Origin of the sequence: Dechloromonas sp. ZY10 (assembly GCF_041378895.1) — a bacterium.
In the GTDB taxonomy this organism is placed as follows: Bacteria; Pseudomonadota; Gammaproteobacteria; order Burkholderiales; family Rhodocyclaceae; genus Azonexus; species Azonexus aquae.
On record NZ_CP144212.1, the window covers coordinates 2003554 to 2027997 of the forward strand.

A 24444-nucleotide genomic window follows, 5' to 3' on the forward strand; every position below is an offset into this window, starting at 1 on the left:
CGCCGCTCAGACCACGACCAGCGTCTGCCGGCCGTACCATTCCTCGCCCGGTTCGACCGTCACCGGATTATCGGCGGCGGCAGCTTCGACGCAGAGGAAGCGGCGCCAGCCGTCGAGCGGCAGGTCGTCGATCTGATTGCAGCGATCGACCCAGGGATTCCAGATCACGGTATCGGGGAAATCGCGCTGATGGATGCCCAGGCTGTAGTTCCCGGCTTGCAGCAGGAAAGGCCGGCCGACATTGCGGTAGACCCGGTCAACCTCGCTCTCGACCACCAGCTGGGTGCCGCTTTCGCGCACTTCGCGGTCACCGAGCACGGCATCGCGGTAGGTATAGCCATGCACACCTTCAAGCGCCGCATCCTCGACCTGAGTCAGACGCAGGTAGCTGTGCAAGGCGCCGGTGAAGCTGAATGCTTCCTCGCCCTCGTTCACCACGCACAGTTCAAGGTCGATCCGGTCGGCTTCGAGCATCACCGTCAGTTCAAGGCGGAAAAAGTGCGGCCACAGCGCCCGGGTCAGTTCGTCGTCGCTGATTTCCAGCGTCGCCAGCGCGTAATCGTCCCCCGTGCGGCGGGCGCTCACGGTCCACTCGCGGGTGCGGACAAAACCATGCTTGGGCAGATCACCCAACTGGGCGAACTGCGGGAAGCAGACCGGCACGCCGCCACGGATCGGCTGGCTGCCGTCGAACACCGCCCGCTCGGAGAGGTAGAGCCGCTCGCGGCCGTCGGGCGTGATCCACGACAGCAGTTGCCCGCCGAACAGCGCAATCGTCGCGCTGGCACCGTTGGGCGCGGCCAGACGCAGGGCCGGCTGGCCGTTGAATTCGATATCTTCAATCGTGTAAGTCTTGGGGGACATGGGTTTCCTTGTTTTTTTCTCCGGCCGGCGCAGGCGCGGCCACCGTCGGACGCAACTGAATGATGCGGGCCGTCGGCTGCGGAGTGGGGTTCGGGGTCGCTGCGGGAAAAGCCTGCGAACGATCGGAAATTTCTCGCTCAGTCGGTCGCGAAGCGTGGCGGATGCTCAGCCACTCGACGCTTTGCCCGAGCAGGGTGATGCTGCCGCGACTGCGCTCAAAGCCGCTCTCAGAGTATTCAAAGGCGTAAATCCGGCGCAGCCGCAACCGGCCTTCGTCATCGCGCGCCAGGCGCACGCCGCGTCCGGCAACGCTCTCGTCGAGGAATTGCCAGCCTTCGGCGGCGCAGGCTTCGCGCGCAGCAAGCACTCCGGCCTCGCGCGCCTTCAGCGTGTCGAGCCAGAACCAGAGGCCGGCCAGGGCCAGCAGGAGCAAAAAGCTTTCTTCTATCGGCATGGCGGCGAAGTATACTGCGCCCATGCTTAGTTATCGCCATGCCTTTCACGCCGGCAACCACGCCGACGTGCTCAAACACCTGATCCTGGTCGACATTGCCCATTACCTCGGGCAAAAATCGGCCCCCTTCTGGATCATCGACACCCACGCCGGCGCCGGTCGTTACGCGCTTGACTCGGCCCACGCCAGCAAGCTTGCCGAGTACAGCGACGGCATCGGCCGTCTGTGGCAAACGCCAGACCTGCCGGAAATCGTCGCCGACTACGTCGAACTGGTCCGTAGCCTCAACCCGGACGGAAAATTGCGCCACTACCCAGGCTCACCCTGGCTGGCCAAGCAGTTGCTGCGCGATGGCGACCGCCTGCGCCTGTTCGAGATGCACAGCACCGACCAGCGCCTGCTCAAGGAATGTTTTCAGGGCGCCGGGCGCCAGGTCGCGATCACCGAAGGCGATGGTTTTGCCGGACTCAAGGCGCTGTTGCCGCCGCCACCGCGCCGGGCGCTGGTACTGATCGACCCATCCTACGAAACCAAGGCCGACTACGCCGCCGTGATCAAGGGCCTGCAGGAAGCACTCAAGCGTTTTCCGACCGGCACCTACGCGCTGTGGTATCCGACCCTGGCCAAGCGCGAGGCCTTCGAACTGCCCGACCGACTCAAGAACCTCGGCGCCAAAAGCTGGCTGCATGCCGTGCTGCAGGTCAAGGCCCCGGCCAAAGACGGCTTCGGCATGCACGGCAGCGGCATGTTCGTGATCAATCCGCCGTGGACGCTGGAACAGAAGCTGCATGCGGCACTGCCGCAGCTGACCGAGTTGCTCGCCCAGGACGCCGGCGCAAAATACCTGATCGAAAGCCAGGAAGGCTGAAAAACTCCGGTTTCCACGGTCGACCGTGGAAACCGGCCAAAACCGTGCGCGGCCGGCTCGTGCCGCGCCATGCCCGGCACGAACGATTCCCGGCAAGCGCAGTCCTATGGCAAACCTGCCGAGGAGTCTGCCATGCGCCCGCCACCTGCCTCCACACCCGCCGCCGCACTATGGCTGGGCATTGGCGGTCTCCTGCCCTTTGTGCTGCTTGCAGCCTGGCGCATCCACGACCCGCAGGGACCGGGCATCGTGCATATCGCACTGGTCGCCTACGGCGCGGTGATCCTGACCTTCGTCGGCGCCCTGCACTGGGGCTTTGCCATGCTGCTACCCCACGCCAGCCGTCGGGAACAATGGCTGCTGATGGGCTGGAGCACGATTCCGGCACTGGCGGCCTGGTCGGCAATGATCGTTCCGGCCAATGTCGACCTTGGGCTGCTGATTGCCGTGTTCTGGCTGCACTACGCCTTTGACATGACACTCGCCCGGCGCCGCCACCTGCCGGCCTGGTATCTGCCGCTACGAACCCTGCTGACCCTGGGCGCCACCTTGTCGCTGCTGGCGGTACTGGTGTTCGCCAGCGTTCCCGGCCCGTCGCGGCTGCTCCCCAACGGGATGACGATTCCCCACCCGCTGCCGCCGCGGATGCAGCAGTTCTGAAACCTGAACCGGGGAAAACGGCGAAAATTCAGGCCTTGAGGCCGCGCTCGATCATCAGGTTGATCAGATCGCGCTTTTCCGGTGCTTCGCTGGCCTGCAGCAGGCTCAGGGCGCTCTGCCCCTTGCGCGCCACCGCGTTCAACTCGGCCCCACGCTCGATCAGCAGACGGGCAATCTCGAACATGCCGCCGGAAATCGCCAGCATCAGCGGCGTGAAACCGAACACGTCGCGGACATTGAGCAGTGCCTTCTTGGCGATCAGCTTTTCGGCAATCACCCGGTAGCCCGGCGTGGTCTTGCCGCAGGCGACCAGCAAGGGGGTCAGCCCGAGGTTGTCGCGGGCATTCACGTCAGCCCCGGCATCGATCAGAATCTTGGCAACCACGGTATGCCCGCGCCGCAGCGCGGCCAGCAGCAGGGGAACACCATTGTCGTCAGGCGGCGGCTTGAAGCCGGCACGAACGAACAGGTCGATCAGTTCCTGGTTGCCATCGCGAAAGGCATGCATGAAGCCGTCGGCGGTCAGCAGTACCTTGCGTGCGACCAGCCGCTGCGCGGCCTCCTCCTTGCGCTCGGCCGAGCGGAAGGTTTCGACTTCGTGGAATTCACGCAGCTTGACGATATCCATCGCGACCTCGGGCGGAAACCCCTGGCGCCCGCCGCGCTTGTCGATCAGCAAATCGGAGAAATAATCCTCGATCAGCGGCATTCCCCACAATTGCTCGATCTTGATCAGGATGCGCTCGTACTGCGCTTCCAGATGCATCGGATAATCCTTGCCCATCGGGGCAAACAGGGGGTGTTTCATCGCTGGTCCAACTTCAATTCGGTGTATTTGGTGCGCGACCCGCGCACCTGCTCGGCCGGATACTTGGCGGCATTCTTTCCGATTTTCGCATAAGCGGCGGCAGCCAGGTCAATTCCGGCCCGCTCGGCAACCAGCAGCAGGTAGAGCAGTACATCGGCACACTCGTCGGCCAACGCCTCGCACCGCTGCGGATCGGCCGGAATCGCCTCAATCTCGTGATCGGCTTGCCATTGCGTCAGTTCAAGCAACTCGGCCGCCTCCAGGTTGAGCGAAACGATCAGGTTGCGCAAGGAGTGGAAGCGGGCCCAGTCGCGCTCGTCGCGAAACCGCAGCAAGGCCGCCGTCAATCCCTGCAAGTCGCTAACGCCTGTGTCCATCGCGGGCCCCGTGCTATTAATCAGTAGCGCGCGATGATGCCAGTCGCAGCAGAGCTGGGCAATCCCGCTACAATTCCCTCCCCGTCCGGACTCTCCCTCCACCATGCTCCTTGCCTCACTCAATTCGCGCATTCTCGCCGGCTGCCTGCTCGGTCTCGCTGGCGGCAGCTGGCTGGCCGGCCACCCGGGGGAACCGCTCACGGTCAACACACTGTATGCGGCAAAAATGCTCGGCAACCTGTTTCTCGACCTGCTTCGGATGGTGCTGGTGCCGCTAATCTTCGCCTCGATTGCCGGCGGCGTTGCCAACCTGCGCGCGCATCACCAGATGCACCGGGTATGGACTACGACACTGGTGTTCTTTTTTGCCACCATGGCACTGGCAATCTTGATCGGCTTCTCCGCCGCACACCTGTTCCGCCCCGGAGAAGGCCTGCAGTTGGCCATGTTTGCCGATGCCACGGCGCACTACCAGGCACGCCAGATGCCACTGCCGGACTACCTTGCACAATTCATGCGCGGGCTGTTCCAGAATCCGTTCAAGGCACTGGCCCAGGGCGACATCCTCGCCGTCGCGATCATCGGGCTGTTTCTTGGGGTCGCACTGGTAATTGGCGGCGAACGCTTCAAACAGCTGCGACAGCTGATCGACGAGTTGCAGGACTTGTGCCTGCTGATCGTTGGCTGGATCATGCACCTGGCCCCATTCGGCCTCGCCGCGCTACTGCTGCAACTGGTTGCCACTCAACAAGGAGCCCTGCTCGCCAGCCTCGGCCATTTCATCGCAGTGGTCACCGGTACTACGCTGTTCCACGGACTGATCGTACTACCGGCCCTGCTCTGGCTGTTCACCCGCATCTCGCCAAGCAAATTTTTCAAGGGTGCGCGCGAAGCCCTGGTCACCGCCTTCGTTACCTCGTCGAGCGCCGCAACGCTACCGATCACCTTGCGCTGTACCGAACAGCACCTGCATGTGCGCAAGGACATCGCCGGCTTCGTGATTCCGCTCGGGGCGACCGTGAATATGGACGGCACGGCGCTGTACGAAGCGGCTGCCGCACTTTTCGTTGCCCGCCTGGCCGGCATCGAACTCGATCTCGCCAGCCAGGCCATCGTCTTCGCCGTGGCCATGCTGGGAGCCATCGGCGCCCCGGGGATTCCCAGCGTCGGGATGTTGTCGATGGTGCTGGTGCTGGAATCGGTCGGATTGCCGACCGAGGCGATTGCCATCCTGCTGCCGATTGACCGCCTTCTGGATACCACACGAACAATGGTCAATGTCGAAGGCGACATGGTCGGCAGCCTGATTGTGCAGAAGCTCGCCGGCAGCGACGCCGAGACGGCCGGCACCAGCCGGCAGCCAGCCTGATTAACGCGAGTAGAGGAGATCGCCGGGGCGGACCACCAGCGTCGCTGGCTTCTCGCGCAACTCGACTACGGCGAAGCGCGGATAGACCTCGCGAATCACCGCCTGCACTGCCGCCCCGCGCTCCCTGCCCAGGGCAGTGCCCGCTGGCGTAGCAATTTCGCCGTTTTTCCAGGTCTGCAGCAGCAATACATCGCCGGCACTCAAACCCGCTTCGCTACCAGCATCGATATGCAGGGTCCTGGAGTTTTTTGGCCCGGTTTTGACTACCCGGGCGATGAAGGGCAAACAAGACGCGCGCTGCTCTGCCCACTGGGCTATTTCGTCGAGCAAGGCCATCCAGCCCTGACCAAAGTCGGTCGCCGCAAAAGCCGCCGTGCCAATGGTGTGTTTGCTGCTGATTTCGGCTCGCCCGCCAAGTTCGCGGGCAAAAACCTGGCGCGCCAGCAGTTCACCGCTGGCTGGATCGTGCAGGAAGGCCTCGATCTGCAAGTTGCGCTTGCGATCTACCCACGGCCCCTGCACGCCAAGGTCGCGGTACACTCCGGAAAGCAAATACTGCCCCCGCTGCCCGCCAAGGATTTCGGCAGAGGCTGCCGGATCGCGCAACAACGGCGCCCGTGCCGGCGAACGATAGGGAAAGTGCGCATCATCGGCTACTGCCGGCAAACGCCCGCGCTGCTCCAACCGCCGTGCCAGCGCCAGCGCGGTAGCACCAGCAAGCCGGGCCGGTTCATCGAACTGCTTCTGTTCCGGGTACTCAAGCGCGAAGGCAGCCACCAGCAAGCGGTTGCGATAGCTGACCAGACATTCGCGGCGACACGCCTCGCGCTCGGCAACTTCGACCCGCAAAGACACGGTCAACTCCTTGCCGGTGACTTTTTCGGCGATCTGCTCGCTGCGCCCGGTGCAGGCATCGGCGGCAACCTGCACGCTTTCCTGGAGCACACCGGACTCAACCACTGCCCGCGAACTGACCCGCGCACCATGAAATTCGGCGGCCCGCGCCAGCGCCCGCCGGATCGCCTCCTCACGGGCCGCGCCGATGCCAGCTGCGCCGATCACCGCGCTTCCCTCGACCGTGACCTCGGCGGCCTTCAGTGGGGTGCAGCAGGCTGCCAGTGCCAACAGCAAGGGCAGAAAGCGGTTCCGACTCACCGGCAAAACGGGCTGGCGCGACAATTCAGTTGCTTTCCGGGACGTCGATTTCCAGGCGCACTTCCCAATTACCATCGCTGTTGCTCGCCACATGAACCACCCGGGCGCCACGCACCAGCGCTTCGGTCTGGGTCTTGATCGTATCGCCTTGGCTGGAGAAGGCGGCCGTCGAGGTGGTGGCCGTCAAACTGACGCCCTTCATCTGCTCGGCCAGATTCCGATAGGCATCGACCTGCGCCGCACGAATCGCCATCAGCCGCTGCTGGCCGAAAGTCAGGTTGGTATAAGGGGCCGCCGTCCCGTAGCCGACGGCGGTCAGGCGTTTGCTCGCCCCGCCCGCACTCCGGACCGGCATTTCGTCCTGCCCGGTCGAAGCACAGGCAGCAAGCAACAAGGCTGAGCAGACAGCCAGCGCACCAAGGCGAGAATTGCAGGCAGACATGATTCCCCTCTCTTAGAATGTCCCGGTCAACGTCCTCATGCGGCGATAACGACATTTCAAGGGATAACTTTAGGTATCCCTTATAACATACTGTTTTTTTATTGTTAACCAAGAACCAGCACCGTCCGGAAGGAAAGCGTATGCCTGTTTTCAAACTTGCCGACAAAGTTCCCGTCCTTGCCGCCTCGGCATGGATAGCCCCCAACGCCACAGTGATTGGCGATGTACGCCTCGGTGAAAACAGTTCGATCTGGTGGAATGCGACGCTACGCGGCGACAACGATCCGATTGAGATCGGCGCCAACAGCAATATCCAGGACGGCTCAGTGCTGCATACTGACGCAGGCGTACCGATGAAGATTGGCGACCATGTCACCGTCGGTCATCTGGTGATGTTGCATGGTTGCACCGTCGGCGACGGCAGCCTGATCGGAATCGGCTCGGTGATTCTTAACCGGGCGGTAATCGGCAAGGGCTGCATTGTCGGCGCGAATACCCTGATCCCGGAAGGCAAGGTCTTTCCCGATCATGTGCTGATCGTCGGCTCACCCGGCAAGGTGGTGCGCGAACTCAGCGCCGACGAAGTGGCCCGTCTGCAAGCCTCGGCCGCCCATTACGTGGACAACGCCCAACGCTACCAAAACTGCCTGGAAGCCCTATAAACGGGATCGGTGAACGACAACGCGGGGCCATAGCCCCGCGCTTCCTTGCGGCAGAAGGCCGACCGGATCAGACGCTGCTGGCAAGATTGCTCAGCATCACCTTTGAATTCATTTTTTCCATCACCTTCTGGATACCGACGCGCGCGCGGATATTGATCAACAGCGGTGCCCGCAGGTTCGGTGAAATCGCCGTCTTGCCGTCCTCTTCTTTCTTGAACAGCATCTGCATCACGGCCACATCTTCCGAAGCGGGAGTCTGCAGCAAGGCCTTTTCCTCGTCGCTGAGGGCCAGTTCATAGCTGAAGCCAAGGTCGGTCGGGTCGACAATCTGGAAAGCCAGCGCCGGGTCGTCCAGCGACTGCAGGGTGAAGGTATTCGGAATCGCCTCGTCTTCTTCGTGAATCAGCGTGAAGCGTTTTGCTTCCTCGAAGGCCACCAGACCGTTCGGGAAGGTAATGACCTTCTCCGGAGAAACCTCAAGCTCGCCAAACAGGTAGGTGTCGACTTTCATTGTTCATCCTCCTCTGAAAAAATTTGCCATTGGGAAACATGCTACACGAAAGCCTCTCAGTTGTATTTTCCCGTTGAATTCCGCATCATTCACCCCCCGTTTTTTTGAAGCCGTCCGATCCATGCTCGCTCCCATCGAACACCGCATCGCTCTCGAACTCGGCGTGCGTCCGCCGCAGGTCACCGCTGCCGTCGCCCTGCTCGACGAAGGTGCTACCGTGCCCTTTATCGCCCGCTATCGCAAGGAAGTCACCGGCGGCCTCGACGACACGCAATTGCGCAATCTGGAAGAGCGGCTGACCTATCTGCGCGAACTCGAAGACCGGCGCGGCGCGATCATCGCCAGCATTGAAGAACAGGGCAAGCTGACCCCGGAGTTGAAGAACGAGATCGAAAACGCCGAAACCAAGCAGCGCCTCGAAGACCTCTACCTGCCCTACAAGCAGAAGCGCCGGACCAAGGCCCAGATCGCCCGCGAAGCCGGGATCGAACCGCTGGCGCTGGCCTTGCTGGAAAACCCGGAACTGACACCGGACGACGAAGCCGAAAAATTCCTTAACGCCGACGCCGGCTTCGCCGATGCCCGTGCCGTGCTCGACGGTGCGCGCCAGATCCTGATGGAAAAATTCGCTGAGGATGCCGACCTGCTGCTGCAACTGCGCGAATACCTCAACGAGCATGGCCTGGTCCGCTCCCTGGTGGTCGCGGGCAAGGAGGTTGAAGGAGCCAAGTTCCGCGACTGGTTCGACTTCGCCGAGCCGATCGCCAGCATGCCTTCGCACCGGGCATTGGCGCTGCTGCGCGGGCGTAACGAAGGCTTCCTCGGCGTGACCCTGGTGCTCGATAGCGAACTTGACGAAGACAACATCAAACCGGGGCCGAATCCCTGCGAACAGCGCATCGCCGCCCGCTTCGGGATCAAGGCCCAGGGCCGCCCGGCCGACAAATGGCTGGGCGACACCGTGCGCTGGACCTGGAAGGTCAAGGTCTACACCCACCTTGAACTCGACCTGATGAACGAGTTGCGCGAACGCGCGGAAGAAGAAGCGATCCGCGTCTTCGGCAAGAATCTCAAGGACCTGCTGCTTGCCGCCCCAGCCGGCAAGCACGTGACCATGGGCATCGACCCGGGGATCCGCACTGGCTGCAAGATCGCCGTCGTCGACGCCACCGGCAAGCTGCTCGAAACCGCCACCATTTACCCGCACGAACCGCGCAACGACTGGGCTGGCTCGATGCACACTATCGTCCGCCTGGCGGCACAGCACGGCGTCTCGCTGGTCGCTATCGGCAACGGTACCGCCAGCCGCGAAACCGACAAGCTGGTACAGGACGTGATGAAAAAATATCCCGAGGCACGCATGCAGAAAATCGTGGTTTCGGAAGCCGGCGCCTCGGTGTATTCGGCCTCGGAATTGGCGGCCAAGGAATTCCCGGAACTCGACGTGTCGCTACGCGGCGCAGTGTCGATTGCCCGCCGCTTGCAAGACCCGCTGGCCGAACTGGTCAAGATCGAACCCAAGTCGATCGGTGTCGGCCAATACCAGCACGATGTTTCTCAGAGCAAACTGGCCAAGAGCCTGGATGCGGTGGTCGAGGACTGCGTCAATGCCGTCGGCGTCGATGTGAATACCGCGTCGGTGCCGCTGCTGACCCGGATTTCCGGTCTCAACGCCGGGCTGGCAGCGAATATCGTCAATTTCCGCGATGCCAACGGCCCGTTTACCAGCCGCAATGCACTGAAGAAGGTGCCGCGCCTCGGTGACAAGACTTTCGAGCAGGCCGCCGGCTTCCTGCGCGTGCCGGATGGCGACAACCCGCTCGACGCTTCGTCGGTACACCCGGAAGCCTACCCGGTGGTGGAAAAGATCCTGACCACGCTCAACAAACCGCTCAAGGACGTGATGGGCGACCCGCGCCTGCTCAAGGCGGTCAATGCCAGCCAATACACCGACGAGCGCTTCGGCCTGCCAACCGTGCAGGACATTCTCAAGGAACTGGAAAAACCCGGCCGCGACCCGCGACCCGAGTTCAAGACCGCGACCTTTGCCGACGGCGTCACCGAGGTCAAGGACCTGCAACCGGGCATGATCCTCGAAGGCGTGGTCACCAACGTCGCCGCCTTCGGTGCCTTTGTCGACATCGGCGTGCATCAGGACGGCCTGGTGCACGTGTCGGCGCTGTCCAATACCTTCGTCAAGGATCCGCACGACGTGGTCAAGGCCGGCCAGGTGGTCAAGGTCAAGGTGCTGGAAGTGGACCTGCAACGACAGCGGATCGCGCTGACCATGCGCATGAGCGACGAGCCGAAGAAGCACGATGGCGGCGCCGCCAGCCAGCGCGGTGCGCCGCTGTCACGGCAGCAGGCCCGGCATAACACGCCCGCACCAGCCGGCAACGCGATGGCGGCAGCATTCGCCAAGCTACGCAAATAGTCGATCGGCAAACGCAGCCAATACCCCTGTCATTGACAGGGGTATTTTACGTTCACGGCCGCTAAAACCCCGGGGAAACTCCCTATAATGCCCCGTCCCTGCGCCTTTAACGCCATGACCGCTCACTCCCTGCCGCGCTTCCTCCTGCTGCTCTGTGCCCTGTTCCTGGCGATCATCAGCCCGACCGTGCTGTCCTTGGCCAAGGCCAGCGACAACCTGCTCTCCTCGCTGTTTCGTCACCACACCTCGGTGATGCTGTTCATCGATCCGGCCAATGGCGCAATCGTCGATGCCAATCTGGCGGCCAGCGAGTTTTACGGTCGCCCCTTAGCTGAACTGAAAAAGCTGCGCATCCAGGACCTTAACGCCTTGGGCCCGGACGAAGTGGCAGCCGAGCGTCTCCGGGCCAAAGAAGAAAAGCGCAACTATTTCATCTTTCCGCATCGACTCGCCGATGGCAGCATCCGCACAGTCGAAGTGTACTCGTCGCCGATGCGGCTCGACGACGAGCGGACCCTGCTCTTCTCGGTGATTCACGACACCACCGGCAAGCAGATGCCAACCTCAGAACTGCAGGCCTATCAGGACAAGCTGGAAGAAATGGTTGCCCAGCGCACCCGGGAACTCGCCGAGCAGCATGCCCGTCAGCGCCTGATCCTGCTGCTCGGTCTGCTCGGGCAAGCCGCAATCATCGGCCTGCTGGTCCTCAACATCCGCCGCCGCAAGCAGGCCGAGAGCGAGCTGGCCAGCGAACAGGAAGCCTTGCGCGAAAGCGAGGAGTACAACCGGGTGCTCTTTGCCGGATCACATACCCCGCTGGTGGTGATGGACCCGGAAAGCGGTCGCTATCTCGACTGCAACGATGCCGCTGTAAGAATTTATCAGGCCCGCTCCCGCGCAGAAGTCCTGAACTGGACTCCGCTCGATGTCTCAGCCCCCACCCAGGCCAGCGGCGAAGACTCGGAGCAGGCTGGACGACGCCATGTCCTGGCTTGCCTCAACCGGGGGATCGAGGTCTTCAACTGGGAACACTGCCGCCCGAATGGCGAACGCTGGACTGCCGAAGTCCGCCTGATGGCGGTCCGCCACAAGGGTAAAACCCTGCTCCAGTTCAGCCTGCTGGACATCACCGAACGACTCAAGGTCGAGCGGCAACTTGCCGATTACCGCGAAAATCTTGAGCGCATGGTCGATGCGCGGACCCGCGAGTTGGCCACCGCCCGCGATGCAGCCGAAGCTGCCAACCGGGCAAAATCATCGTTCCTGGCCAACGTCAGCCATGAAATCCGCACCCCGCTGAACGCCATCACCGGGATGGTCTACCTGCTGCGCCGGGTCTGTCCCGGCAGCGAACAACAGGAACGCCTGCAGAAAGTCGACGACGCCACCCAGCATCTCAACGGGATCATCAACGACATTCTCGACCTGTCCAAGATCGAGGCCGGCAAACTGACTCTGGAAGAACTTGATCTGCGTCCGCACAAGTTGCTCGAAGACGTCCAGACCATGCTCAATGACCGTGCCCAGGCACGTGGCCTGAGCCTGCGCCTCACCGCCAGCGAGGTGCCGGAGCACCTGCTCGGCGATCCAACCCGGATCAAACAGGCGCTGCTCAACTATGTCGGCAATGCCATCAAGTTCACCGATCAGGGATACATCGAAATCGGCTGCCAGACCCTGGAACAATCTCAGGAAAGCGCGCTACTACGCTTTTCCGTTCGCGACACCGGGGTTGGCATTGACCCGGGCGAACTGCAACGGCTGTTCGTCCCCTTCGAACAGGGCGACAATTCGATTGCCCGGATGCACGGCGGCACCGGCCTGGGCCTGACCATCACCCGCCGGCTGGCACGAATGATGGGCGGCGATGCCGGCGCCGAAAGCCACCCGGGCAACGGCAGCGAATTCTGGTTCACCGTCCGGCTCAAAGTGGCGGAGCCCAGCAGCCAACCCGCAGCAGCCCCCTCCGGCCAGCCCAAGATGCCGCGCACCGGAGCCGGCAAACGCATCCTCCTGGTCGAAGACGAAATGATCAACCGCGAAATCGCCATTGAACTGCTCTGCGATCTTGAGTTGGCCATCGATACCGCCGGCGATGGTTTCCAGGCTGTCGAGATGGCGGGCAGTACCGCCTACGACCTGATCCTGATGGATGTACAAATGCCACGGATGGACGGCCTGGAAGCAACCCGCCGCATCCGCGCCCTGCCCGGCTGCGCGCAAACACCGATCCTGGCAATGACCGCCAACACCTTTGTCGAAGATCGCAAACGCTGCCTCGATGCCGGAATGAACGACTTCATCGCCAAGCCGGTCGATCCCAACTACCTGCTGGCCACGGTCAGCCGCTGGCTGAACGGCGAAGCTGACTGAAACCGGCAGATTCACGGTCGACTGCCGCCCGGGGCAAAATCCGGGCGCTGGCCGCGCATTCAGGCCTGCTGCGAATCTTCGACCAGCCGCCCTGCGGCAATCCGCAGGCGGCGCTGGCAGCGCCCGGCGATTGCCTCATCGTGGGTTACCAGCAACAAGGTCGTGCCGGCCGTGCGATTCAACTCGAACATCAAGTCGATGATCTGCCGCCCCGTGACCGGATCAAGATTGCCGGTCGGCTCGTCGGCCAGTACCAGGCGCGGTGCGGCGGCAAAGGCTCGGGCCAGAGCCACCCGCTGCTGTTCGCCACCCGATAGCTGACGCGGGAAGTGCTGCAGCCGCTGCCCCAGGCCAACCCGCTCCAGCCAGGCCCGCGCCTGCCCGGCGGCATCCCGCCGCCCGCTCAATTCAAGCGGCAGCATCGTGTTTTCCAGCGCCGTCAGCGCCGGCAGCAACTGAAAGGACTGGAAGACAAACCCCAGCAGCCGGGCCCGTAGCCGGGCCCTGGCATCCTCGTCAAGTGCGCTCAGGCCCACCCCGTCAAGAAAGACCTCGCCCGCAGTGGGCAAATCGAGCCCGGCCAGCAAACCGAGCAGGGTAGACTTGCCCGAACCGGAAGCTCCGACCATCGCCACGCACTCGCCGGGCATGACGCTGAAGGCAATATCCTGCAGAATCGTCAATTCGCCGCCCTCGCCTCCGGCGCCGGCAACCACCTTGGCCAGCCCTTCGACCCTCACCACTGCCTTGTCTGTCATGCGTCCTTTTCCTTCCTGCTCAACCTACCACCGCCCGCTCACAGGGTGGCACTGCGTCGCACTACTGCTGGTTGCACTTGGCCTGCCGGGCAGCGGGCTGGCGGCAGCAAAAACCTTGCTGGTTTTTGGCGACTCGCTGTCAGCCGGTTACGGCCTGCGCCCCGAAGCGGCCTGGCCAATGCTGCTGCAGCAACGGCTGCGCGAACGCGGCAGCGATTATAACGTCGTCAATCGCTCGCTCTCCGGCGAAACCAGTGCCGGCGGCAGAAGCCGCCTGGCACCGCTGCTCAGCCGCGAAAAACCGGCCCTGGTGATCCTCGCCCTGGGCGCCAACGATGGTCTGCGCGGACTGCCGCTGGCGCAATTGCGCGACAACCTGGCAAACATGATCGACCATGCCCGCCACAGCGGCGCCCGGGTGTTGCTGGTAGGGATGCGCCTGCCCCCGAACTATGGTCCCTACGCTGACGAATTCGCCCAGGTCTTCGTCGAGCTCGCACGTACTCGCAAAATTCCCCTGCTCCCGTTCCTGCTCGAACCGGTCGCCACTCGCCCGGAACTATTCCAGGCCGACCAGTTGCACCCAACCGCCGCAGCCCAACCGCTGCTGCTCGAGCATCTCTGGGGGACGCTGGCACCGCTGGTAAAATGAGCAGATGAAGAACAAGCTCCCCACCGTCGCCGACCTGGCGGCTTACGACTGCGTCATCGATGTCCGCTCACCGGCCGAATTTGCCGAAGACCACATCCCCGGCGCAATCAACTGCCCGGTCCTCGACGACGAACAGCGCGCCCGCGTCGGCACCATCTACAAGCAGGTCTCGCCCTTCGAGGCCAAAAAAATCGGGGCGGCGCTGATTTCTGCCAATATCGCCCGCCACCTCGAAGGGCTATTTCTCGAACAGCCTAAAAACTGGCGCCCCCTGATCTACTGCTGGCGCGGCGGCATGCGCAGCGGCTCGATGACCACCGTGTTCCGCAGCATCGGCTGGAACGCCGGCCAGCTGGAAGGCGGCTACAAAGCCTGGCGGCGACACGTGATCGACGAACTCGAACGCCTGCCGGCCAGCCTCGATTTCCGCGTTGTCTGCGGCGCCACCGGCAGCGGCAAAACGCGCATCCTGCAGGCAATCGGGGCGCACGGAGAACAGATTCTCGATCTCGAAACCCTGGCCAGCCATAAAGGCTCGGTCCTCGGCATCCTGCCCGATCAGCCACAACCGCCGCAAAAATGGTTTGAAACCCAGTTGCTGCAAGCCCTGCAAGGCTTCGACCCGAGTCGCCCGGTGTATGTCGAAGCCGAGAGCCGCAAGGTTGGCAACCTGCACGTACCGGAAGCGCTGATGCAGCGCATTCGTGCCGGCCGCTGCCTGCAGATTGACGCCTGCCTGCCGGCGCGGGTGGATTTCCTGCTCGCTGACTACGACTACTTCCTCAGCCGCCAGGAACTCCTGCTGCGCCGCCTGCACGCACTGCAAGGCCTGCAAAGCAACGAAAATCTGCAACGCTGGTCGGGCTATGTCGCTGCTGGCCACTGGCGCCAATTGGTCCAGGAACTCCTGGAACTGCACTACGACCCGCTCTATCACCGCTCGCAAGGCCACAATTATCTCGGCCTCGAACAAGCCAGCCGTTTCGCCAGCGACTGTCTCGACCCGCAGGGAATCGACCGGATTGCGGCGGCAATGATCGCCAGCCGCTGAGATTTTTCTCTGTTTTCACGGTCGACCGTGAAAACAGAGAAAAATCAGCCGCTGTTTCACCCACTCACCCGACGCGCCACGATAGCCTGCCGCACCGCCGGCCTGGGCTGTTCGACATACCCCTCGGCAAAAGCGATTTCCTGCAAGCCGGCAGCACCACAGCGCGCCCGCAATTCGCCCGGTTGAAGCAGAAAATCCGGACGCGATGGCTTGCCATAGGCGGCATTCCCCTGCATGAAGGTCTCGTACACCAACACCCCGGCGGGCGCCAGCAGTGCCAGCAAGGCATCGAAACGCGGCCGCCACAGATAATTGGTGACGATCACTGCGGCAAAGCGTTCTCCAGCCAGCGGCCAGTTCTCGCCCTCCAGGTCGCAGCAACGGGTCGATACTCCCGGCAATCCGGCGAGCGACTGCAAAGCGGCAGAATCACGGTCGACTGCCAAAAACCGCAATTCCTCGCTCGCCACGGCTGCTGCCCGGTATTCGGCCAACCAGCGCAAATGCCGGCCCCGCCCGCAGGCCAGATCGAGGATGCAACCGCGCCTGGGCAATTGCGCGGCATGTGCCAGCAACCACGGCGAGGGCGGTATGATCGCGTTCATTTCATGCAAGGAGTCAACCATGGCAGCCAGTTCAGTCATCGTCAGCGAAAACGGACGCGGAAGATACCAGCAGACAGTATGTGCCGGCCAGCACCAGTTGCTCGCCGACGAGCCAGCGAGCATGGGCGGCGAGGATGCCGGCCCGGCCCCCTTCGATTACCTGCTCGCCGCACTCGGCGCCTGCACCTCGATGACCTTGCGGATGTACGCCGAGCGCAAGGACCTGCCGCTGGAGCAGGTGGAAGTCGAGCTACGGCACGACCGGATCGAGATTGACGGACAACTGCGTGATCGCATCCGTCGCCAGATCACCCTGCGCGGAGACTTGAACCCCGAGCAGCGACAGCGGATGCTCGAAATCGCTGGCAAATGTCCGATTGCCCGCGCCCTCGGGCAGCCCCTGCTGCTCGAAGCCGAACTGGCTGCGTAAAAAATTTCGCGTTTTCCCGCCCAAACAAGGGAAATCCCCTACTTGAATCATGGAAAACAGAAATCGCTTGTGCCAGAATATTGCGCTGCACAATGACAAATCCGGAGTTCTTCCGGAACAGGCTTAAACAGGGGTAAACCATGTTGGAACAGCACTATCTCACCGCGCTTTTCGAGCCCAAATCGGTGGCTGTGATCGGCGCCTCCGAACGCGAGAACTCGGTCGGCAACGTCATTTTCCGGAACATCAAGAACTCGGGGTACAAAGGTCGGCTCTACCCGATCAACCCCAAGCACGAAACCATCCTCGGCGAGAAGGCCTACAAGTCGATCGAGGAAATCGGTGCCCGGGTCGAAATGGCGGTGATCGCCACCCGTCCGCAGACCGTGCCGCAGATCATCGAACAATGTGGCCGCAGCAGCGTCCGCAACGTGATCATCATCAGTGCCGGCTTCTCCGAATCCGGCCACATCGGCGCTGCGCTCGAACGCAAGGTGCTGGAAATTGCCCGCTCCTACAACGTCCGCATTCTCGGCCCCAACTGTCTCGGCATCATCCGCCCCGACCTCGGCCTCAACGCCACCTTCGCCAAGGTCAGCGCCAACCCGGGCAACCTGGCGCTGGTTTCGCAATCGGGCGCGATGTGCTCGGCGGTACTTGACTGGGCCAAGGCCAACCAGGTCGGTTTTTCGTCGGTGATTTCGCTGGGCGTCACCACCGACGTCGACTTCGGCGAGATTCTCGACTATCTGATCTACGACAGCCGCACCCACTACATCCTGATGTACGTCGAGGGCATCCGCAACGCCCGCCGCTTCATGAGCGCACTGCGTTCGGCCGCCCGCATCAAGCCGATCATCCTGCTCAAGGCCGGCCGCCACGAAGCCGGTTCGCAGGCCGCGCTGGCCCACTCCGGGATGACCGCCGTTTCCGACACCGTGTTTGACGCCGCCGTGCGCCGTGCCGGTGTTGTTCGCGTGCAGAACGTCGGCCAGCTGTTCTACGCCGCCAAGGCGCTCGCCTCCAAGTTCCGCCCGCAGGGCAACCGTCTGGCGATCATCACCAACGGCGGCGGACCGGGCGCAATGGCCGCCGACCGCGCCGGCGACTTCGGGATTCCGCTGGCGCAATTGTCCGACGAGACCATGGCCAAGTTGAACAAGGCCTTGCCGACCACCTGGTCGCACAGCAACCCGATCGACATCGCCGGCGATGCCACGCCGGAGCGCTACCGTGAAACGATCATGGCGGTGACCCAGGATCCCAACGTCGATAGCACCCTGGTGATGCTGACACCGCAGGCGATGACCGAACCGCTGGAAGTGGCCAAGGCGATCCTCGAAATCTCTGACAAGCTCAACCGCTCGCTGATCTGCTGCTGGATGGGCGAGGAACAGGTGGCCGAGGCCCGCAAGCTGCTCGAAGACAATGGCATTCCCGCCTTCCGCATGCCGGAAACCGCGATCGAGCTGTTCCACCACATCTCCAAGTACTACCGCAACCAGAAGCTGCTGCTGCAGGCACCGGAGCCGACCCGCCAGTACGACCGGCCGGAAACCGAAGGTGCCAAGATGCTGATCGAGGCGCTGCTCGCCGAACGGCGCAAGGTACTCTCCGAAATGGAATCGAAGGCGATCCTGCGCGCCTTCAAGGTGCCGGTGGCGCAAACCATGGTTGCCCGCACCGCGACCGAAGCCCTGCTGCTCGCTGAGCAGATCGGTTTCCCGGTGGCAATGAAGGTCGATTCACCGGATCTGACCCACAAGTCCGACGTCGGCGGCGTCCGCCTCAACATCGTCAATGCCCCGGCCGTCCGCAATGCCTATCACGACATCATCGATACCGTGCAGAAGCGCCGTCCGGATGCCAAGATCAACGGCGTCTCGATCGAACCCTTCCTGTCGCGCCCGAACGGCCGCGAACTGATGATCGGCGTCTTCCGCGACCCGATCTTCGGGCCGGTGATCACCTTCGGCGCCGGTGGTTTCGACGTCGAAATCTTCTCCGACCGCTCGGTCGCGCTGCCGCCGCTGAACAAATTCCTGGCCAAGGACCTGATCGACTCGACCCGGGCATCGAAGATTCTCGGCCAGTTCCACAACATGCCGCCGGTCGACCGTGAAGCAATCAAGGAAGTCCTGCTCTGCATTTCGGAAATGGTTTGCGAACTGCCGTGGATTCAGGAACTCGACCTCAACCCGCTGATCGTCGATGAAAACGGTGCGATTGCGGCTGATGCCCGCATCGTCATCGACCACACCGCCGGTGCGTCGGGTGACCGCTACGCGCACATGTCGATCTACCCTTACCCGGTACACCTGATCCAGGAATGGACGATGAACGACGGCAAGACCGTCACCATCCGCCCGATCCGCCCGGAAGACGCGGAAATGGAGCAGGACTTCGTCAAGAACATGTCCGACGAGTCGCGCTACTACCGCTTCATGGATACCCTGCGCGAACTGACCCAGACCATGCTGGTCCGCTTCACGCAGATCGACTACGACCGCGAAATGGCGCTGGTGGCGACGCTGCCGCGCGAGATCGAGGACAACGTCGACGGCGTCGAGCCGCCGGAACTGCAGATCGGCGTTGCCCGCTACGTGCTCAATCCGGATGGGGAATCGGTCGAATTCGCGCTGGCGGTCGGCGATGATTGGCAGAAGTGCGGCGTCGGCCGCAAGCTGATGACGGCGCTGATCGACTGTGCCCGCTTGAAGGGCTACCGCGCCGTAGTCGGCGACGTGTTGTCGACCAACACCAAGATGTTCCGCCTGATGACCAGCCTCGGCTTCACCATCCACCCGCACCCGGAAGACACCGCAGTCAAGCGCGTGGTCAAGCCGCTGACGGGCTAAACGGCAGTTTCGCGGAAGCAGCAGGCAAAAGGGGCGGCAACGCCCCTTTTTCACTTTTGCCACCGCCCTGAGCGCCTACATCTTTGGCCCGCAAAATTCGCCTCCGGCGCAAAAACTGTCGTTTTCACGGTCGACCGTGGCTGGCGGTAACAATCAGCCCCACACCCCGGGAATGAAAAAAGCCGGTCGTCGGACCGGCTTAGGGTTCTGCCTGGGCAGAGGGGACACCCAGTCCCCTGGCGAATTTATTCGCCGAAGAAATTGACGTCGTAGGGATACGACTTTTGCGGCACCTTGGAAGCAGCGTTACGCACGGTGGTGTCGACATCCTGCTTCTTGTCCCACCACAGGGCACGACCGGCCTTCTGATCCTCGACCCATTCCGGGTTCTTTTCCAGGAGTTCGTTCATCCACTTGGTGTGGTCGGAGACATAGCTGGTATTCACGTCGCCCATTTTGACTGGTTTCCTCAAGCAGGTAGAAGACAATGCCCGCGATTCTAGCACGTCAATGCAGCGCGATGGGCTGTGCCTTGTCGTCGCAGTAATCGTCGAGAAAGGCATCAATGGTCGCCTCATCGCGTTCGGCTTCGGGAATCTGCTCCATCGCATAGCGAAAACTCCAGGCTGCCGCTCCTTGCAGGAATAGCAGCCGCTTTCTTTCCCTGTCGAACAGTTCCACCCCCTGCTGCGCCGGGTAGGACAGAATCCAGAAATGCTCACTGCTGTAGATCATGCGCATCACACACCTCCCTGGTCGGTCCAGCGTTCCTGCAACGATCTCTACGGCACCCTCGCCGTCTTTCTGAAACTGCTTACGGATACAAGCCGCGAATCGCCCGTGCCTCCAGTACCCGGCTGCAAGCAATCACGAATGCTGCCGTGCGCAATGACAAACCGCGCTCCCCGGCCAGCACCCAGATTGCGGCAAAGGCGTCGGCCATGATTTTTTCCAGCCGGCGATTGATTTCGTCCTCACTCCAGAAAAAGTTGGAAAAATCCTGTACCCATTCAAAGTAGCTGACAGTCACCCCACCAGCATTGGCGATCACATCCGGCACCACCACCACGCCCTTGTCGGCAAGAATTGACTCGGCTTCCGGGGTGGTTGGGCCATTGGCTCCCTCGACGATCACCCTGGCGTTGATTTCACCGGCATTGAACTGATTGATCTGCGCCTCCAGCGCGGCCGGCACGAGAAAATCACAGGGGAGGCGCCAGAATTCCTCACGCCCGATCGTCTCGCACCCCGGGGCTCCCTGCAGCGAACCGGTTGCGCGCAAATGCTGCCGCAAGGCTGCAAGATCGAGCCCTCCCGGGGCATACACCGTGGCGCTGACATCCTGAATCGCGATCACACTGGCCCCGGCCTCGGCAAAGATGCGCGCCGCTGCCTCGCCAACATTGCCGAAGCCTTGCACCGCAACGCGTGCGCCGGGGATCGGCAGGCCCAGGCGCTGGCCGACCTCCCGGGCAACCACATAAACACCACGCCCGGTCGCATCCGGACGGCCGAGCGATCCGCCGAGCGAAATCGGCTTGCCGGTCACGACGCCGGTCACCGTCCGCCCTTCGCCCATCGAATAGGTATCCATGATCCAGGCCATCACCTGGGCGTTGGTGTTCATGTCGGGGGCCGGAATATCCTTGTCCGGGCCGATCATCGACACGATCTCGCTGGTATAGCGGCGGGTCAGGCGCTCCAGTTCGGGTTGCGACAACTGGCGCGGATCGACCCGCACGCCGCCTTTGGCACCACCAAACGGCACATTGACCACGGCATTCTTGATCGTCATCCAGCCGGCCAGCGCCATCACCTCCGACAAGGTCACATCCTGATGAAAGCGAATCCCGCCCTTGCCCGGCCCGCGCGAGGTGTTGTGATGCACGCGATAGCCTTCGAAATGCTCGATCCGGCCATCGTCGAGACGGATCGGAACATCGACGATCAGCGAACGCTTGGGCCGGCGCAGGGTTTCGACCCAGGGCTGCAAAGCCTTGTCGAGCAAGGGCGCAACCCGGTCGACCTGCTCCAGGTAGATATGCCATGGCCCGACGTTTTCGCGGGATATATACGAAGGCAGTTTGCGGTCGCTGAACATGTTGCGCCTCCCTATTCGATCAGCCTTGCCTGATCAGACCAAAAGCCGGTCACCGGGTTCCGTACCCACCCCCGGTCATGGCATGATTCCCGAACAACATCACTGATCCTACCTTGAGGAGACCAACTTGGCTGCACTGCTTCCGCAACCCGATCCACTCGGACTGCTTGAATACTCCGTGGTCTATACCGACCGTGCGCTCAACCACATGTCGCAACGCTTCCAGGGGGTGATGCGGGACATTTCGCGGATTCTCAAAGCAGTTTACAACGCCCGCTCGGCCATCGTCGTCCCGGGCAGCGGCACCTTCGGCATGGAAGCGGTTGCCCGCCAGTTCGCCACCGACAAGAAATGCCTGATCATCCGTAACGGCTGGTTCAGCTTCCGCTGGTCGCAGATTCTCGACACCGGCCGGATTCCCTCCGCCACCCAGGTGCTCAAGGCCCACCGGATCGGCGACGGCGCCGAAGCCCCGTTTGCCCCGCCACCGCTTGCTGAGGTCGTCGCCACCATCCGGCGTGAAAAGCCCGAACTGGTCTTTGCCCCCCACGTTGAAACCGCCTCCGGAATGATCCTGCCCGACGACTACCTGCTTGCGGTCGGTCAGGCAGTCCGCGAAGTCGGCGGCCTGTTCGTGCTCGACTGCGTTGCCTCCGGTACGGTCTGGGTGGATATGGCTGCGAAACAGGTTGACGTACTGATCAGCGCCCCGCAAAAAGGCTGGAGCGGCTCACCGTGCTGCGCCCTGGTGATGCTTGGCGAACGCGCCCGCGAGCAGATCGAGAGCACGACCAGCAGCAGCTTCGCCTGCGATCTCAAGAAATGGCTGCAGATCATGGAAAGCTACGAACAGGGCGGACACGCCTACCACGCGACCATGCCTACCGATGCACTGGCTGCGCTGCGCGACGTGATGCTGGAAACCGAGGCTTACGGCTTTGCCCGGGTTTGCCAGGAACAGCAGGAACTTGGCCGACAGGTGCGTGCAATGCTGGCTGGAAAAGGCTTTGCCAGTGTGGCCGCCGAAGGCTTCCAGGCTCCGGGCGTGGTCGTCAGCTATACGCGTGACCCGGAAATCCAGAATGCCCGCAAGTTTCTCGGCGTCGGCGTCCAGACGGCTGCCGGCGTGCCGCTGCAATGCGATGAAGGCCCCGACTTCCGCAGTTTCCGGATCGGTCTGTTCGGACTGGAAAAACTGCACAACCCGGAACGTACCGTTGCCAGCCTGGCACGGGCGATTGACCAAGCCCTCGCCTGAGTGCCACGGCACTCCGGCCGACACAAAAAAAGGGCGACCGCCAGGCCGCCCTTTTTTGCCAGAAATCGAATTTCAGGCTCCCTTGACCCGGTACCACAGGCCATAAGCCCAGCAAGCGGCACAAAAACCGGTCACCAGATCAATCAGGGCAAAGACGAGAATCGCTACAGCCGGAATCATCCCGATCTCGGAGTCGAGCAGCCAACTCACCGCCATCACGCTGCCAGCCAGCATCACCACCTTGTCGGCAAACATCTTCGAACCGGCGTTCTGCAATTTCTTCCAGCCGAGCTTTTCGCTGAAGCCGGCAAACAGGCGGTAAGACAGGCAGCGATGCGGCGAGACAAACCCCCGGATCAAGCCACCGAAAGCCAGCAGGAATGCGACCCAGCGGTAGGGAGTAAACAGGTAGATGGCGGCGATGGTAAAACTCATCGCGGCCTGAAAACGGTAAGCATTGGAACATACCGGAGCAATATCGAAGCGCAGCATGCGGGTCCTCCAATCAATCAGCGATACCATATATTAGCATTTTATTATTTTCAAATCAAGGTACTGCTGCAAGGTGTCAATGCGCCACCGCCCCGCAGTATTTCAACTCGCCGGCCGGCACTGCGAACGGCAACCAGTTTTCCGGCGGTGGCAATGGGCAGGTGGCAAACGGGGTAAACGCGCAAGGCGGGTTGTAAGCACGGTTGAAATCCAGCGTGATCACCTCGCCCACCGGCCGGACTGCCTTGAGGAAACGGCCGGCACCATAGCTTTCGCGCCCGCTGCTGCGATCGCGAAAAACGAAAAAGACCTCATTTTCATCGACACTCATCGGCAGCAAGCACACCTCGCTGCCTGCATGTACAAATACTGCCTGCCAAGCGATCTCGACTGGGCGCAGTTCGCCGGCCACATTGGGCACTTCGATCCGTACCGGTTCGGGCAAAGCCAGCCAGCGGGCTTCAATCCGCCATTCCGGGGCTGGAGGAAAATAGTCTAGGCCGGCAAATGGCCGGCTTTGCGCCCACTCGCGGTCACGCAAGCGGAGGGCGAGGCGTCGGTCACGGTCGACCACGAAAAAGGACCAATTTTCGAGGTCGACCGTAGTAGGCGCTCCATCGCGGTCAGTGACCAGGGGTTTCATGACCCCATCGGTAGCCTGCCAGAACAGAAGATCCCGCTCTGGCTCCCAAACCACCTCGCCAGCACAAGCCGGCCCCGCCGGCAGGCGCAGCGGACAATCGGCGGCGGATCCCAGGACATTCCGTCCAGGCTCCAGCCAGAACAAGCCGGCCATACCCAGCCAGCTTTCCGCAGTTGCCAGTTCCTGCCGGCGGTTTGCTTGCCAGGCGGCCAGCGCGGCAGCGAATTCGGTATTCAATGAGTGCATGTTAACCTTTTGGCGAGAGCGACGTTATAGACTGCAGAGCCTGCCGTTGCAGGCCAGAATGGAGATATGAAGATGCGAATTCCCTTGCTTTTAGCCACTTTGTTGGCGATACCGGCGTTCAGCCAGGCCACCGACATCAACGTCAATCTCGGCCAGGTCCGAATTGCTGCTCCCGGCATCACCGTCACCTTCGGCAGCCGCAATGAGCGTGGCTACTACTGGGATGGCAACGACTGGCGCGATCCGGATTACTGGAAGAAACATAACGGCCCGCGTGGCGAGAAATACTATACCGGCCGCGGCAACCCCGGCGTGCCGCATCAGGGCGGCGGCCACTGCCCGCCCGGCCAGGCCAAGAAAGGCAATTGCTGAA

General features: G+C 62.3%; 26 protein-coding genes. 12 read left to right on the top strand and 14 right to left on the bottom strand.

Features of this window, described 5'->3' with window-relative positions; translation table 11 throughout:
* Window positions 1-6 precede the first annotated feature (6 nt).
* A complete protein-coding gene (locus VX159_RS09120; protein WP_371322577.1) occupies window positions 7-864 on the bottom strand; it encodes a D-hexose-6-phosphate mutarotase in 858 nt (285 codons plus the stop codon).
* Window positions 839-1342 carry a DUF3301 domain-containing protein gene (locus VX159_RS09125; protein ID WP_371322578.1) on the bottom strand — a complete coding sequence of 168 codons (504 nt, stop codon included), beginning with the start codon at window positions 1340-1342 and terminating at the stop codon, window positions 839-841. Before VX159_RS09125 ends, VX159_RS09120 begins: the two co-directional genes overlap by 26 nt.
* Here VX159_RS09125 and VX159_RS09130 point away from each other — a divergent pair.
* Together VX159_RS09130 and VX159_RS09135 are read left to right on the top strand one after the other, a co-directional pair.
* A complete protein-coding gene (locus tag VX159_RS09130; protein ID WP_371322579.1) occupies window positions 1341-2186 on the top strand; it encodes a 23S rRNA (adenine(2030)-N(6))-methyltransferase RlmJ in 846 nt (281 codons plus the stop codon). The two genes, VX159_RS09125 and VX159_RS09130, sit on opposite strands and share 2 nt — an antisense overlap.
* Window positions 2187-2318: 132 nt before the next feature.
* A complete protein-coding gene (locus VX159_RS09135; RefSeq protein WP_371322580.1) occupies window positions 2319-2846 on the top strand; it encodes a DUF3429 domain-containing protein in 528 nt (175 codons plus the stop codon).
* Window positions 2847-2874: 28 nt separating this feature from the next.
* Here VX159_RS09135 and VX159_RS09140 read toward each other — a convergent pair whose 3' ends face one another.
* Both VX159_RS09140 and VX159_RS09145 read right to left on the bottom strand, forming a co-directional pair.
* A complete protein-coding gene (locus tag VX159_RS09140; RefSeq protein WP_371322581.1) occupies window positions 2875-3654 on the bottom strand; it encodes an ankyrin repeat domain-containing protein in 780 nt (259 codons plus the stop codon).
* On the bottom strand, window positions 3651-4031 hold the full coding sequence (locus VX159_RS09145) for a nucleotide pyrophosphohydrolase (protein ID WP_371322582.1): 381 nt from the start codon (window positions 4029-4031) through the stop codon (window positions 3651-3653). The genes VX159_RS09140 and VX159_RS09145 overlap by 4 nt, the downstream gene beginning before the upstream one ends.
* Window positions 4032-4134: 103 nt before the next feature.
* On the opposite strand from VX159_RS09145, the gene VX159_RS09150 reads away from it, so the two are divergent.
* Window positions 4135-5400 carry a dicarboxylate/amino acid:cation symporter gene (locus VX159_RS09150; protein WP_371322583.1) on the top strand — a complete coding sequence of 422 codons (1266 nt, stop codon included), beginning with the start codon at window positions 4135-4137 and terminating at the stop codon, window positions 5398-5400.
* Here the strand turns inward: VX159_RS09150 and VX159_RS09155 are convergent, their stop codons facing one another.
* Window positions 5401-6579: a flagellar assembly protein T N-terminal domain-containing protein gene (locus VX159_RS09155; RefSeq protein WP_371322584.1), complete on the bottom strand. Its 1179-nt coding sequence runs from the start codon at window positions 6577-6579 to the stop codon at window positions 5401-5403.
* Window position 6580: 1 nt separating this feature from the next.
* On the bottom strand, window positions 6581-6997 hold the full coding sequence (locus VX159_RS09160; protein ID WP_371322585.1) for an LPP20 family lipoprotein: 417 nt from the start codon (window positions 6995-6997) through the stop codon (window positions 6581-6583).
* 140 nt (window positions 6998-7137) lie between these two features.
* Between VX159_RS09160 and VX159_RS09165 the strand changes: the two genes are divergently transcribed.
* Complete coding sequence (locus VX159_RS09165; protein WP_371322586.1) at window positions 7138-7659, top strand: gamma carbonic anhydrase family protein; 522 nt, start codon at window positions 7138-7140, stop codon at window positions 7657-7659.
* A 67-nt stretch (window positions 7660-7726) separates the two neighbouring features.
* Here the strand turns inward: VX159_RS09165 and fliW are convergent, their stop codons facing one another.
* Window positions 7727-8170, bottom strand: a complete 444-nt coding sequence (gene fliW / locus VX159_RS09170; RefSeq protein WP_371322587.1) for a flagellar assembly protein FliW — start codon at window positions 8168-8170, stop codon at window positions 7727-7729.
* 121 nt (window positions 8171-8291) lie between these two features.
* Here fliW and VX159_RS09175 point away from each other — a divergent pair, with 121 nt between their 5' ends.
* Together VX159_RS09175 and VX159_RS09180 are read left to right on the top strand one after the other, a co-directional pair.
* Window positions 8292-10604 carry a Tex family protein gene (locus tag VX159_RS09175; RefSeq protein WP_371322588.1) on the top strand — a complete coding sequence of 771 codons (2313 nt, stop codon included), beginning with the start codon at window positions 8292-8294 and terminating at the stop codon, window positions 10602-10604.
* Window positions 10605-10718: 114 nt separating this feature from the next.
* A complete protein-coding gene (locus tag VX159_RS09180; protein ID WP_371322589.1) occupies window positions 10719-12977 on the top strand; it encodes a response regulator in 2259 nt (752 codons plus the stop codon).
* Between the two features lie 59 nt (window positions 12978-13036).
* On the opposite strand, the gene VX159_RS09185 is transcribed toward VX159_RS09180, so the two are convergent.
* Window positions 13037-13735 (bottom strand): ABC transporter ATP-binding protein, encoded by a 699-nt coding sequence (locus VX159_RS09185; protein ID WP_371322590.1) that lies wholly within the window; start codon window positions 13733-13735, stop codon window positions 13037-13039.
* Between VX159_RS09185 and VX159_RS09190 the strand changes: the two genes are divergently transcribed.
* Window positions 13734-14387: an arylesterase gene (locus VX159_RS09190; RefSeq protein ID WP_371322591.1), complete on the top strand. Its 654-nt coding sequence runs from the start codon at window positions 13734-13736 to the stop codon at window positions 14385-14387. The two genes, VX159_RS09185 and VX159_RS09190, sit on opposite strands and share 2 nt — an antisense overlap.
* 4 nt (window positions 14388-14391) lie before the next feature.
* A complete protein-coding gene (gene mnmH, locus VX159_RS09195) occupies window positions 14392-15438 on the top strand; it encodes a tRNA 2-selenouridine(34) synthase MnmH (RefSeq protein WP_371322592.1) in 1047 nt (348 codons plus the stop codon).
* Window positions 15439-15494: 56 nt separating this feature from the next.
* On the opposite strand, the gene VX159_RS09200 is transcribed toward mnmH, so the two are convergent.
* Entirely contained in the window at window positions 15495-16043 is a 549-nt protein-coding gene (locus VX159_RS09200; protein ID WP_371322593.1) for a class I SAM-dependent methyltransferase, read from the bottom strand.
* A gap of 19 nt (window positions 16044-16062) precedes the next feature.
* Between VX159_RS09200 and VX159_RS09205 the strand changes: the two genes are divergently transcribed.
* Window positions 16063-16473 carry an OsmC family protein gene (locus VX159_RS09205; RefSeq protein ID WP_371322594.1) on the top strand — a complete coding sequence of 137 codons (411 nt, stop codon included), beginning with the start codon at window positions 16063-16065 and terminating at the stop codon, window positions 16471-16473.
* A 140-nt stretch (window positions 16474-16613) separates the two neighbouring features.
* Window positions 16614-19331 (top strand): GNAT family N-acetyltransferase, encoded by a 2718-nt coding sequence (locus VX159_RS09210; protein ID WP_371322595.1) that lies wholly within the window; start codon window positions 16614-16616, stop codon window positions 19329-19331.
* 245 nt (window positions 19332-19576) lie between these two features.
* On the opposite strand, the gene VX159_RS09215 is transcribed toward VX159_RS09210, so the two are convergent.
* The 3 genes from VX159_RS09215 to VX159_RS09225 all read right to left on the bottom strand — a co-directional run bounded on the left by VX159_RS09215 (window position 19577) and on the right by VX159_RS09225 (window position 21432).
* Window positions 19577-19786, bottom strand: coding sequence for a DUF3460 family protein (locus VX159_RS09215; RefSeq protein WP_371322596.1), 210 nt, complete (start codon window positions 19784-19786; stop codon window positions 19577-19579).
* 52 nt (window positions 19787-19838) lie between these two features.
* Window positions 19839-20072, bottom strand: coding sequence for a DUF3567 family protein (locus VX159_RS09220; RefSeq protein WP_371322597.1), 234 nt, complete (start codon window positions 20070-20072; stop codon window positions 19839-19841).
* Window positions 20073-20145: 73 nt separating this feature from the next.
* Window positions 20146-21432 (bottom strand): Glu/Leu/Phe/Val dehydrogenase, encoded by a 1287-nt coding sequence (locus VX159_RS09225; RefSeq protein WP_371322598.1) that lies wholly within the window; start codon window positions 21430-21432, stop codon window positions 20146-20148.
* Window positions 21433-21559: 127 nt separating this feature from the next.
* Between VX159_RS09225 and VX159_RS09230 the strand changes: the two genes are divergently transcribed.
* Window positions 21560-22690, top strand: coding sequence for an aminotransferase class V-fold PLP-dependent enzyme (locus VX159_RS09230; RefSeq protein ID WP_371322599.1), 1131 nt, complete (start codon window positions 21560-21562; stop codon window positions 22688-22690).
* A gap of 72 nt (window positions 22691-22762) precedes the next feature.
* Here the strand turns inward: VX159_RS09230 and VX159_RS09235 are convergent, their stop codons facing one another.
* Window positions 22763-23182, bottom strand: a complete 420-nt coding sequence (locus tag VX159_RS09235) for a DUF4395 family protein (protein ID WP_371322600.1) — start codon at window positions 23180-23182, stop codon at window positions 22763-22765.
* A 76-nt stretch (window positions 23183-23258) separates the two neighbouring features.
* Window positions 23259-24071, bottom strand: a complete 813-nt coding sequence (locus VX159_RS09240) for a DUF1684 domain-containing protein (protein WP_371322601.1) — start codon at window positions 24069-24071, stop codon at window positions 23259-23261.
* Window positions 24072-24143: 72 nt separating this feature from the next.
* Here VX159_RS09240 and VX159_RS09245 point away from each other — a divergent pair, with 72 nt between their 5' ends.
* Window positions 24144-24443, top strand: coding sequence for a DUF2502 domain-containing protein (locus VX159_RS09245; protein ID WP_371322602.1), 300 nt, complete (start codon window positions 24144-24146; stop codon window positions 24441-24443).
* Window position 24444: the final 1 nt, after the last annotated feature.